Annotated in this window: 10 protein-coding genes; 1 reads left to right on the top strand and 9 read right to left on the bottom strand. The window is 61.3% G+C overall.

Annotation, left to right across the window (positions count from 1 at the left end; all coding sequences use genetic code 11):
• Nucleotides 1-44: 44 nt before the first annotated feature.
• The 8 genes from FHW37_RS23000 to FHW37_RS22965 all read right to left on the bottom strand — a co-directional run bounded on the left by FHW37_RS23000 (nucleotide 45) and on the right by FHW37_RS22965 (nucleotide 10359).
• Nucleotides 45-1094 carry an aldo/keto reductase gene (locus FHW37_RS23000; RefSeq protein WP_145640605.1) on the bottom strand — a complete coding sequence of 350 codons (1050 nt, stop codon included), beginning with the start codon at nucleotides 1092-1094 and terminating at the stop codon, nucleotides 45-47.
• A gap of 231 nt (nucleotides 1095-1325) precedes the next feature.
• Nucleotides 1326-2981 carry an OFA family MFS transporter gene (locus FHW37_RS22995; RefSeq protein ID WP_145640603.1) on the bottom strand — a complete coding sequence of 552 codons (1656 nt, stop codon included), beginning with the start codon at nucleotides 2979-2981 and terminating at the stop codon, nucleotides 1326-1328.
• A gap of 84 nt (nucleotides 2982-3065) precedes the next feature.
• Entirely contained in the window at nucleotides 3066-3341 is a 276-nt protein-coding gene (locus tag FHW37_RS22990; RefSeq protein WP_145640806.1) for a formate dehydrogenase subunit delta, read from the bottom strand.
• A 4-nt stretch (nucleotides 3342-3345) separates the two neighbouring features.
• Nucleotides 3346-4173, bottom strand: a complete 828-nt coding sequence (gene fdhD, locus FHW37_RS22985) for a formate dehydrogenase accessory sulfurtransferase FdhD (RefSeq protein ID WP_145640601.1) — start codon at nucleotides 4171-4173, stop codon at nucleotides 3346-3348.
• A 25-nt stretch (nucleotides 4174-4198) separates the two neighbouring features.
• The gene (fdhF, locus tag FHW37_RS22980) at nucleotides 4199-7078 is read right to left on the bottom strand and encodes a formate dehydrogenase subunit alpha (protein ID WP_145640600.1); all 2880 of its coding nucleotides are present in this window, start codon (nucleotides 7076-7078) and stop codon (nucleotides 4199-4201) included.
• A 192-nt stretch (nucleotides 7079-7270) separates the two neighbouring features.
• On the bottom strand, nucleotides 7271-8827 hold the full coding sequence (locus FHW37_RS22975; RefSeq protein ID WP_145640598.1) for a formate dehydrogenase beta subunit: 1557 nt from the start codon (nucleotides 8825-8827) through the stop codon (nucleotides 7271-7273).
• Nucleotides 8824-9303, bottom strand: coding sequence for a formate dehydrogenase subunit gamma (locus tag FHW37_RS22970; protein ID WP_145640597.1), 480 nt, complete (start codon nucleotides 9301-9303; stop codon nucleotides 8824-8826). Before FHW37_RS22970 ends, FHW37_RS22975 begins: the two co-directional genes overlap by 4 nt.
• A gap of 162 nt (nucleotides 9304-9465) precedes the next feature.
• Nucleotides 9466-10359, bottom strand: coding sequence for a LysR family transcriptional regulator (locus tag FHW37_RS22965; RefSeq protein ID WP_145640596.1), 894 nt, complete (start codon nucleotides 10357-10359; stop codon nucleotides 9466-9468).
• A 122-nt stretch (nucleotides 10360-10481) separates the two neighbouring features.
• Between FHW37_RS22965 and FHW37_RS22960 the strand changes: the two genes are divergently transcribed.
• A complete protein-coding gene (locus tag FHW37_RS22960) occupies nucleotides 10482-11561 on the top strand; it encodes a sensor histidine kinase (RefSeq protein ID WP_145640594.1) in 1080 nt (359 codons plus the stop codon).
• Nucleotides 11562-11585: 24 nt separating this feature from the next.
• On the opposite strand, the gene FHW37_RS22955 is transcribed toward FHW37_RS22960, so the two are convergent.
• A complete protein-coding gene (locus tag FHW37_RS22955) occupies nucleotides 11586-12518 on the bottom strand; it encodes an L-lactate dehydrogenase (protein ID WP_145640593.1) in 933 nt (310 codons plus the stop codon).
• Nucleotides 12519-12522 lie beyond the last annotated feature (4 nt).

Raw genomic sequence — 12522 nt, 5'->3', positions numbered from 1 at the left:
AAAGCCCGCAGTGGATGATCCGCTGCGGGCTTCTTCTGTTTGGCTCAGTTCTTCTCTTCGAAAGGCGCGGGTCTACGGCCAGCACCCTGACGCTCAAGCATCCAGCCCGGATATTCCGGCGCCAGCTTGCTGACATCGTCGAGCTTCGCCATGTCGTCGCCGTCAAGCCGGACCTTGACTGCCTTCAGGTTTTCCTCGAGCTGCTCCATCCGCTTCGCACCGATGATGACGCTGGTGACGAAGGGCTTTGCAAGAACATAGGCGAGCGCGATCTCCGCGACGCTGACATCATGCTTGGCTGCAACCTCGCGCATGGCAGCGACGCAATCCCAGGCGCGGTCCTTGTTGACCGGCGGGAAATCGAAATTCGCCCGGCGTCCCTCGCCATTGCCCGGTGCGCCGGGGCCGTATTTGCCCGACAAAAGCCCGCCAGCCAGCGGCGACCAGACCATCAGGCCGAGCTTCTCTTCCTGCATCAGCGGCACGATATCGCGCTCGAGATCACGGCCGGCAATCGAATAATAGGCCTGAACCGTCTCGAAACGGGCAAAACCCTTGCGTTCGGAAATGCCGAGCGCCTTGGCCATCCGCCAGGCAGCCCAGTTCGACAGGCCGATATACCGCACCAGTCCACGCGACACGAGGTCGTCGAGTGCACGCAATGTCTCGTCGATCGGCGTCACCGTATCAGTGCCATGGATCTGGTAGAGATCGATATGATCCATCTGCAGCCGCTCGAGGCTCTGCTCGACACTGTCCATGATATGGCCGCGCGAGGCGCCGCGATCATTCGGCTTATCGCCCATCTGGCCGAGAAATTTCGTGGCGATGATCACGTCCTTGCGGGCCACGCCAAGATTACGGATCGACTGGCCGAGAATGGCCTCGGACTTGCCGAGCGAATAGACATTGGCGGTATCGAAGAAATTGACGCCAGCCTTCAGCGAACGTTCGACGATCGCATCGGCCGCGTCTTGATCGACGCCGGCAATCTGCCCCCATTGCGAGGCGCTGTTGGCCTCACCGAAGGTCATTGTGCCGAGGCATATTTCAGAGACGAAAAGACCGGTATTGCCCAATTGATTGTAACGCATGGAAAACTCCCATCTGCGCAAAGATTTGAAGACGTCGATATTGTCATAAGGAGCGAAGGTAGAAACACGCGGGCGCGTGTCGGGCGTCGCAGGAAGGGCGCCATGGGCTCCGGATGCTAATCTAGCCCGCAAACGGTTTTCGTCAATCGGAGATGCCTCCGTTTTTGTGAAATTGAAGTCACAAAGAGAAAGGCGGCTTGCGCCGCCTTTCAAGGTCTTGATCACGGGATCTTAGCCGAACAGCACAAAACTGCTCTTCAAAGTCACCCACACACCCCAGAGAAGCGGAATACCGACGACCGCCCAGGCAAGGGCCGCCTTGGCATCGAAACCACCGGTACCGATGCCGAAGGAGCCGGTCGGGCCGGCATTGGCGGCAGCGGTCTTTGCCTGCAGCGAAGCCACTTCCGCATCCGACATGAACCATTTGTCCGAAAGCGGCCGCACCAGCGAATTGGCGATGAGACCCAACACCAGCATGCCGGCCAGAATATACATCGTGCCGGTATAGAGCGCCGGTCCCGGCGCCACACCGGCCGCGATCTGTGCCTCGCGGATATAGTTGACCACGACCGGACCAACGATACCGGCCGTCGCCCAGGCCGTCAGCAACCGTCCGTGGATGGCGCCGACGAACTGCGTCCCGAAAATATCCGCCAGATAGGCCGGAATGGTCGCGAAACCACCACCATACATGGACAGGATGATGCCGAAGGCCAGCACGAAGAGGGCCTTGCTGCCCATATCGGCAAAGGTCGGTGCCAATGCATAAAGGATGATGCCGAGCACGAAGAAGCAGTAATAGGTGTTCTTGCGGCCGATCTTGTCGGAGAGCGACGCCCAGAAGAAGCGCCCGCCGATATTGAACAGCGACAGAAGACCGGCAAAGCCTGCAGCGATCGTCGCGATCTGCGCCTTCTGGCTTGCATCCAGCTGCGCGAAACCGACGCCCGGCTGGCCGATCAGTGAGCCGGCAAAGATTTCCTGCAGCATCGGCGAGGCCATGCCGAGCACGCCGATACCGGCCGAGACGTTGAGGCACAGCACGGCCCAGATCAGCCAGAACTGCGGCGTCTTGTGCGCATCACGCAGATGCACGTGGCGATGTGTAATCATCGTCGACTTCGCCACAGGCGGTGTCCAGCCTTCTGGACGCCAGCCGGCCGGCGGGATGCGATACCCGAAGGCGCCGCCCATCATGAAGCAGAAATAGATGACGGCCATGCAGACGAAAGTCTGCCAGACGCCGACCGAGGTATCGGTCTTGAACGTGTTCATCAGAAGGTTGGCAAGCGGTGCACCGATCATCGCGCCGCCGCCAAATCCCATGATCGCCATGCCGGTCGCCATGCCGCGACGGTCGGGGAACCATTTGATCAGCGTCGAGACCGGCGAGATATAGCCGAGACCGAGGCCGACGCCGCCGATCACGCCAGCACCGATCCACATCAGCCACAGCTGATGGGTCATGACGCCGATGGCGGCAACGAGAATGCCGCCGCACCAGCAGCAGGCCGAAACGAAGCCAGCCTTGCGCGGACCAACCCGCTCCAGCCAGCCGCCCCAGATGGCTGCCGAGCAACCGAGCAGAACGAAGAACAGGGTATAGATCCAGCCGAGATCGGCAACGCGCCAGTTGCAGCTGGTGGTGAACAGAGCCGAAGCAAGATTGAGGCCGGCGCAGGACGGATCGGGCGTACCCGAAATCGCCTTGGACAGCGGCAGCCAGAAAACGCTGAAACCATAGGCCATGCCGATGCACAGATGGATGGCGAGCGCTGCCGGCGGCACGAGCCAGCGGTTAAAACCCGGTTTTGCAATAATGCGTTCACGGTCCAGAAGACCGGCATTCCCCGCGGGCCCCTCGCCCGCCACTAAAGTCGCCATATGTATCCCTCCCTCTGGAAAATGGCCTTGTTCAAGCGATGCGTCCGGTCCTCTCCTCCCGACCGCATCGCCCCATGCGATCGTCTATTGGGATGGAGGCGGCACCGAGCCAACGGCTTCCGGCCGGCGGATCAGCTTCGACGCATCGATCACCAGCGGCAATAACCCATCGCCACCCGTGTCGATATGCTCGAAAAGCTGGCGCCGCATGCGCTGCTCCCAAAACTTGTTGATATGTGTGGCAACGCCCTGAACACGCACATCTTCCGGCTGCGAAAGGAAGAACGTGGCGATCTGGTTGGCCATCCGCACCAGCTTGTCACGAACAAGCGTGGCGGGGTCATGGGCCTGGTCTTCCATCAGATCATGCGACATCGGCGACCGTCTCCATCCTGATCCGGCTGGCATGGGTAAAGACCTCGAAATCCTCGCCACGCGAAAGTGCTACCAGTGTCATGCCGGCCGCCTCGGCCGTACGGATGGCAAGCGCGGTGGGTGCGGAAATGGCAATCAGCATCGGGCTTCCGAGGATCGCGGCCTTCTGCACCATCTCGACAGAGATGCGGCTCGTGACCACGACCACGCCCTCGCGACCCTTTCGCCCGGAGCGGATCACCGCGCCGGCAAGCTTGTCGAGCGCATTGTGACGCCCGACATCTTCGCGCACGGCAATCAGGCCTTCGCCGGGGATAAAGAAACCGGCTCCATGCACGGCGCGGGTTTCCGCATGCAGCGGCTGGGCGCTGTTGAGGGCATTGCTGGCTTCAGAAATCTCCGCCGCCGAAAGCACGATCTCGACACCGGACACATCCGGCACCGGCCGCATCGCCTGCTCGATCGACTCGATGCCGCAAAGGCCACATCCGACCGGCCCCGCCATATGCCGGCGCCGGGCGCGAAGAGCATCTTCCTTGTCCTCGGCCAGCGTTACCTGCACATCGAGCCCATCGCCTTCCTGCAGGACCTCGATCGCCTCGATCTCAGCCATGGAGGTAATGAGACCTTCGGTGAGGCTGAAGCCGGTGGCAAAATCCTCAAGGTCGGCAGGCGTCCCCATCATCACGGCATGGCTGGAGCCACCATAGGAAAAGGCAATCGGCACTTCCTCGGGCACCATACGCGTGCCCGCACGGACCACGCCATTGCGGCGGATGATTTCGGAAGCTGAGGCGGTTGTCTTGATGGAATTCATGAAGGATCGGTCCGCAATATCTTTATCATTCCGCAGCCTCCAGCTTGCCGGCAATGCGGCGGGAGCGACGCGATAGCTCGTCGTAATCCTGCTGCCAACCGGTCGGGCCATTCGACGGCGAAACCTGAACTGCGGTAACTTTATACTCGGGACAATTCGTCGCCCAGTCGGAAAAGTCCGTGGTGATCACATTCGCCTGAGTGTCCGGGTGGTGGAAGGTCGTATAGACGACGCCCGGCGCCACACGATCGGTGATCAGCGACCGCAGCGTCGTATCCCCCGAACGGCTGGCAAGCTTGATCCAGTCCCCATCCCTGATGCCGCGCTGTTCGGCATCGTGCGGATGGATTTCGAGCCGGTCCTCCGCATGCCAGGCGACATTCTCGGTGCGCCGCGTCTGCGCGCCGACATTGTACTGGGAAAGGATGCGGCCGGTCGTCAGCAGCAGCGGGAAACGCGGGCCGGTGCGTTCGTCCGTCGCCACATATTCGGTGCGGATGAATTTTCCTTTGCCGCGGACAAAGCCGTCCACATGCATGATCGGCGACCCTTCCGGATGCGCCTCGTTGCAAGGCCACTGAACCGAGCCCATCTTTTCGAGATAATCATAGGAGACGAGCGCGAAACTCGGCGTCGTCGCGGCAATCTCGTCCATGATCTGCGACGGATGCGTATAGTTCCAGGAAAGCCCCATGCCTTGGGCCAGCTTCTGGGTCACTTCCCAGTCGGCATAACCGTTCTTCGGGCTCATCACCTTGCGGACACGGTTGATGCGGCGCTCGGCATTGGTGAAGGTCCCGTCCTTCTCAAGGAAGGTCGAACCGGGCAGGAAGACATGCGCGTAATTGGCCGTCTCGTTGAGGAAGAGGTCGTGGACCACGACACATTCCATGGCGGCAAGACCAGCCGAGACATGCTTGGTATCCGGGTCGGACTGCAAAATGTCCTCGCCCTGGATATAAATGCCGCGGAACGTGCCTTCGACCGCCGCATCCAGCATGTTGGGAATGCGCAGGCCCGGTTCGTTGCTGAGCGTCACGCCCCAGAGTTTTTCGAACGTATCGCGGGTCGCATCGTCGGAGACGTGGCGATAACCCGGCAGTTCGTGCGGGAAGGACCCCATGTCGCAGGAACCCTGGACATTGTTCTGGCCGCGCAGCGGGTTCACGCCGACGCCGGGCCGACCGATATTGCCGGTGACCATGGCGAGATTGGCAATCGCCATCACGGTCGTCGAACCCTGGCTGTGTTCGGTCACGCCAAGCCCGTAATAGATCGCGCCATTGCCGCCGGTCGCAAACAGCCGGGCGGCACCGCGCACCAGATCCGCCGGCACGCCGGTAAACTTCTCCACCGCTTCCGGGCTATGCGCCTCCTCCGAAACGAAAGCCGCCCAGTCCTCGAATTCCGACCAGTCGCAGCGTTCGCGAATGAACTTTTCGTCGAACAGGCCTTCCGTGACGATGACATGCGCCAGCGCCGTCATCATCGCCACATTGGTGCCGGGCAGCAGCGGCAGGTGATAGGCCGCCTCGATATGCGGCGATTTCACGAGATCGGTGCGGCGCGGATCGATGACGATCAGCTTTGCGCCCTTGCGCAGCCGCTTCTTCAGCCGCGACCCGAAGACGGGATGGCCATCCGTCGGATTGGCACCGATGACGATGACCACATCGGTATGCTCGACACTGTCAAAATTCTGCGTGCCGGCGGACGTGCCAAAGGCCTGACCGAGCCCGTAGCCGGTCGGCGAATGACAGACGCGGGCGCAGGTATCGACATTGTTGTTGCCGAAGCCGGAGCGGATCAGTTTCTGCACCAGAAACGTCTCTTCATTGGTGCAGCGCGACGAGGTGATGCCACCGATCGATTCCCGCCCATACTGGTACTGGATGCGCCGGAATTCCGAAGCGACATGGGCGAAGGCCTCCTCCCATGTCACCTCGCGCCATGGATCGGAAATCTTTTCACGTATCATCGGGTTGAGGATGCGGTCCTTGTGGCTGGCATAACCATAGGCAAACCGGCCCTTGACGCAGGAATGGCCGCGGTTTGCCTGGCCGTCCTTCCAAGGCACCATGCGCACCAGTTCCTCGCCGCGCATCTCCGCCTTGAACGAGCAGCCGACACCGCAATAGGCGCAGGTCGTCACGGCCGAATGTTCCGGCTGGCCGATCGCGATCACTGATTTTTCGGTCAGCGTCGCCGTCGGGCAGGCCTGAACGCAGGCGCCGCAGGAGACGCATTCGGAATCGAGAAAATGTTCGTGCGCACCGGGGGAAACGCGAGACCCGAAACCACGCCCTTCGATTGTCAGCGCAAACGTGCCCTGCACTTCCTCACAGGCCCGCACGCAGCGGGAGCAAACGATGCACTTCGAAGGATCATAGGTGAAATAAGGATTGCTCTCGTCCTTCGGCATCCATTTGGCGTTGATCTCACCACTGTTGCGCGCCCTGACGTGATTGTCGCCCTCATAACCGTAACGCACATCGCGAAGACCGACCGCACCTGCCATATCCTGCAATTCGCAGTCCCCATTGGCGGCGCAGGTGAGACAGTCGAGCGGGTGGTCGGAGATATAAAGCTCCATAACCCCCTTGCGAATGTCCTTCAGCCGACCGGTCTGGGTATGCACAACCATGTTCGGCGCAACCGGCGTTGTACATGAGGCCGGCGTACCGTTGCGGCCCTCGATCTCCACGAGACAGAGCCGGCAGGAACCGAAGGCATCCACCATGTCCGTGGCGCAGAGCTTTGGCACCTGAATGCCAGCCTCCATCGAGGCCCGCATGATCGACGTGCCTTCGGGAACGGTGATGGCGCGACCGTCGATGGTGAGCGTCACCTGTTTTTCGGACCGGGATGCGGGGGTGCCGTAGTCGATTTCATGAACGAGGGACATGGATCGCTCCTTCAGTAGATTTGATCTTCGAGGATGGCTTTCGCCCCTCATCCGCCCTGCCGGGCACCTTCTCCCCGTCCCAACGGGGAGAAGGACATATGCTGCTCCCTCCCCGCCCCAAGCGGGCCACGTCCCCTCTCCCCGCATGCGGGGAGAGGGCTAGGGTGAGGGGCAATGCACGATGCAGACTCATCATTCCGCAGCCTCCACCATCGGTGCCGGCGAAAAATCCTCCGGGAAATGCGTCATCGCACTCATCACGGGGTATGGTGTGAACCCACCCAATGCACAGAGCGACCCGAATTTCATCGTGTTGCAGAGATCAGCCAGCAGCGCCCGGTTCTTTTCCGGCTCGATACCCCGCGCAATCTTGTCGGCCGTCTCGACGCCGCGGGTTGAGCCGATGCGGCAAGGTGTGCACTTGCCGCAGCTTTCGATGGCACAGAATTCCATGGCGAAACGTGCCTGTTTCAGCATGTCGGCGCTATCGTCGAAAACGGTGATGCCGGCATGGCCGATCAGCCCGTCCTTCGCTGCGAAGGCCTCGTAATCGAAAGGCGTATCGAACAACGCCCGCGGAAAATAGGCGCCGAGCGGCCCGCCCACCTGCACCGCCTTGACCGGCCTGCCCGTTGCCGTGCCGCCGCCGATCTGGTCGACGATCTCACCGAGCGTCAGGCCGAACGCCGTCTCGAACAGGCCGCCATGTTTTACATTGCCGGCGATCTGGATCGGGATGGTGCCGCGCGAGCGACCCATGCCGAAATCCTTGTAGAACGCAGCCCCTCGATCCATGATGACCGGCACCGAGGCAAGCGAGATGACATTGTTGACCACCGTCGGCCGGCCCAGAAAACCTTGCAGCGCCGGCAGAGGCGGCTTGGCACGCACGATGCCGCGCTTGCCTTCCAGCGAATTCAGAAGCGAGGTCTCCTCGCCGCAGACATAGGCGCCGGCGCCGGAGCGGATTTCCATGTCGAACCGATACGCGGAACCCATCACCGACGCGCCGATCATGCCTGTCTTGGTGGCGATCTTCACGGCTTCAGTCATCGTCGCGATCGCATGCGGATATTCCGAGCGGATATAGACATAACCCTTGGTCGCACCCGTCGCGACACCGGCAATCGCCATGCCCTCGATCAGCACGAAGGGATCACCTTCCATGATCATCCGGTCGGCGAATGTGGCGCTGTCACCCTCGTCGGCATTGCAGACGATATACTTTTGAGGCCCGGCCGCCTCCATGACCGTCTTCCACTTGATGCCGGTCGGAAAGCCCGCGCCGCCGCGGCCGCGCAACCCGCTTTCGGTGACCTGCGCGACGATCTCGGCTGGCGCCATGGCGACCGCCTTTTCAAGCCCCACAAGCCCGCCATGGGCACGATAATCCTCCACCGACAGCGGATCGATAATGCCGCAGCGCGCAAAGGTCAGCCGTGTCTGCCGACTGAGGAAGGCAATCTCCTCCGTCGGCCCAAGACAGAGCGGGTGATCCCCGCCAGTTGCCAGCCCGCCGTCGAACAGGCCGGCGACATCGCCCGATTTGACCGGACCATAGGCGATCCGCCCGCGATCCGTCTCGACCTCGACCAGTGGCTCCAGCCAGACCATGCCACGCGAACCGTTGCGGATGATTTTTGCGTCGAGCCCGCGCGTTTCGATTTCACGGGCAATCGCCTGCGCCACCTTCTCGGCGCCAAGCGCAAGAGCGGCCGCATCACGCGGTACGAAGATCCTGATCGTCATCGACGGACCTCCGCAGCAATTTCGGAAATACAGAGCTCATCGACACGACCAAACACCTCGTCATCGAGCATGGCGGCCGGCGCACAGGCACAGAGGCCGAGACAATAGACCGGCTCCAGCGTCACCGCGCCATCCAGCGTCGTCTGGTGGAAATCGATACCGAGTATCTCTCGCACGCGGTCGGCAACCCGGTCGCCACCCATCGACTGACAGGCTTCGGAGCCGCAGAGTTTCAGCACGTGCCGCCCGGCCGGATGATCGCGGAATTCGTGGTAAAAGGTCACGACGCCATGCACTTCGGCGCGCGACAGGTTGAGCTCGCTGGCAATGATCGGCTTCACATCTTCCGGCACATAACCGAACTCGGCCTGGATCGCGTGCAGGATGGGCAGCATCGGCCCTTCCAGATGCTTCAGGCTGCGGATAATGCCGATCGACCGCTCGGCGACATCGCCGGCGGAAACGCGGATATTCATGCTGTCTCCTCCCGGCCAACTTTTCTCGGGTAGAGAAGGCGCCTCACCGCCATTGGCCATTTTCATCCGTCAGCGACCTCCTTCGCCGGCGAATGTTTGAAGCTTCGCATGAACTGGATGAGCGTCAATACGCCCTTTCCGTTACGCGATAGAACAAAACTATCAAGCGATACCCTTGTCCCGCAGCAACCTTGCCTCGTGTAGCAGCGCCGAAACGAGCGGCGTGAAGGGTTCGCGATGGGTCGCGACCAGCCCCACGACATGGCTCGCCTCAGGTTCGACGATCGGGATCGCCCGGATCTGATCGGAAAAACCGAATGAATGCGCAACGTTACGCGGCATGATGCTGGCCCAGCGCCCGGTTCCCACATGCGCCAGAAGCACGACCATGGAATTGGATTCCAGCATCGGCCTGATTTCGACGCCGGCTTCAGTCAGATGCTGGTTGATAATCCGGCGGTTCTGCATGTCGGGGGTCAGCAGACACAGCCGCAGATTGGCCATGTCCTTCCAGGTCACCTTTTCGCGATCAGCAAAAGGGGCACCGATTGCGGTGACCAGATTATAGCTCTCCGCATAAAGCGGCACGCTGGTCACCCGGCCAAGCGGTTCGTTGTCGAGATAGGTAATGCCGGCATCGATCTCGAAATTGTCGAGCTGCGTCAGGATCTGCAGCGAATTGCGGGAAACGACGGAAAAGGTCACATCCGGATGCCGCGCCTGAAAAGGTTCTGTCAGAAGCGGCACCATGGCGAGCGCGGTCGGCACCGCCGCAATACGGATATGGCCGGCAAGCCCCTTACGCGCCGCCCGCATCTCTTCGCGCATCGTGCGCGCATCGCCAACGATACGCTTTGCCCATTCCAGCACCCGCTGTCCTTCCGGCGTCAGGCCCAGATAACGCGAGCCGCGCACGACGAGCTGCACGCCCAGCTGTTCCTCAAGCTGCCGGATCGCCGCCGACAGTGACGGCTGGGAAATGCCGGATTCTTCCGCAGCACGGCCGAAATGGCCTTCTCGGGCCAGCGCGATGAAGAATTCCAGCTTGTCGATCAACGGCATCCTCCGGAGAAGAAAGGCAAATCAGAAAACAACGCAATGCGAATAGGCCATCTTGCAAACACGCCGCACGGCCCAAGTTATAAGGGCTACAGCAAATTCCACAGACAGGAAATTCAGTGGCGGATTTCGATCCCTTTTATTTTCTCCAAGGCGGCGGCGAAGCCGGGAAGATCATCCGCAATATCGATTGGTCGACCACGCCGCTGGGACCGATCGAACACTGGCCCGTTTCGCTGAGAACAGCCATTTCAACCATCCTCAACTCCCGCTTTCCCGCCGCTGTCGTCTGGGGACCGCAATATACGACGATCTATAACGACGCTTTCAAGCCAATCCTCGGCAACAAGCCCGAAGCCATGGGACGTAGATTCCCGGACATATGGAGCGAGGCCTGGCACGAGATCGAACCGATCGCCCAGAGCGCCTACCGTGGCGAGGCCACTTTCATCGAGGATTTCCCTCTGGAAGTCACCCGCTTCGGCAAGCCGGAAAAGGCCTTCTTCACCTTCTGCTACAGCCCGCTTCGAGACGACGAGGGCCACATTGCCGGCATGCTCGACACGGTGGTGGAGACGACGCCGAAGGTGGAGACGGAGCAGAGATCCCGCGTTCTGAATTCGGAACTGCAGCACCGCATCAAGAATACGCTGGCCCTGGTCAATTCCATCGTAAGCCAGACCCTGCGCCGCGCCCAATCCGTCGAGCAGGTCAGAGACGCGCTGATGCAGCGCCTTGGGGCCCTGGCGACCGCGCATGACATTCTGACCGGAACCGGGCAGATCCACGCGATGATCGGGGATGTGATCGATGCGGCGCTTTCTCCGCATATGACCAGCCAGGACCAGTTCATCATTGCCGGCCCCACGCTTGCGATCTCGGAAAAGGAAGCGCTCTCGCTTTCGCTCGCCATCAACGAACTGGCGACCAATTCGATCAAATATGGCGCGCTGAAGGAGGCGACAGGCCGGGTTCATATCGATTGGGATCTGCGAAACGACGCCGGCAATAGGGAATTCCGCTTCGTCTGGAAGGAAAACGGCGGTCCGCCCGTCGTCCCGCCGGAGCGCAAGGGTTTCGGCTCCATGCTGGTCGAGCGTGTCGTGCCGCATGATTTCGGTGGAACCGCCAGGCTCGCCTATGAGCCGGACGGCCTGCGCTACGAGATTACCGCCGAACGCCGGAGCGACAAGGCCTGACGCCGGCAGCTGAAGGCCAGGCGATCAGAGCCCGAGCGAGTTGGACAGATCCTTCAATAAGCGGGCGCTGCGCTGCAACGCCTCGAGTTCGCTCCCGGCCAGATCAGGCAGAAGATCGGCCGTGATGCCGCGTGCACCGATAACGCGCGGCAGCGACAGGGTGACATTGTCGATACCCGCCACATGCCCGGTCAGGGTCGAGACCGAAAGAAGCGCCCCCTCGTCCCGCGTAATGGCTTTGACGATCCGGGCTATGCCGGCACCGATACCGTAATAGGTGGCGCCCTTCCCTTCGATGATCCGGTAGGCCGCATTGCGCACGTCGTGGTCGATCGCCTGGCGAATGTCTTCGGTCACCGGCCTGCCCAGCTGCGCCGCAAAGGAGAGAAGATCGGCCGAGCCGGCCACTGCGCCCGACCAGACCAGCACTTCGCTGTCGCCATGTTCGCCGATGACGAAGGCCGGGATGGATTGCGGCGATATTTCCATATGCCGGGCAAGCAGGCTGCGGAACCGCGCCGTATCGAGGATCGTGCCCGAACCAATGATCCTCTGGGGTGGCAGGCCGCTCATGCTGACGGCGATATGGGTGATGACATCGACCGGATTGGAGGCGACTAGCAGGATAGGATCCGGCACGACAGCCAGTATTTCGCCGAGAATGCTGCGGATCACCACCGCATTGCGCTCGAGAAGCTCGATCCGCGTCTCGCCCGGACGCTGGCTGACACCGGCCGAAAGCACGATGATACCGGCATCCTTGAGATCCCTGTAGCCGCCCGCCCGCACCCGGGTTGCCGACATGAACGGCACCGCATGCGAAATATCCTCGGCCTGGGCAACGGCCAGAGCTTCGTTCTTCTCGACGAAAACGATCTCGCTGGCATAACCGGCAATCGCAAGCGCAAATCCCGCGGAACTGCCCACCATGCCGGCGCCGACAATACCTACCTTCATCAGA

This window comes from Neorhizobium alkalisoli (assembly GCF_007829835.1).
Taxonomy (GTDB): Bacteria; Pseudomonadota; Alphaproteobacteria; order Rhizobiales; family Rhizobiaceae; genus Neorhizobium.
The sequence above is the reverse complement of the archived record's forward strand: the minus strand, read 5'-3'. Positions and strand labels throughout refer to the sequence as shown.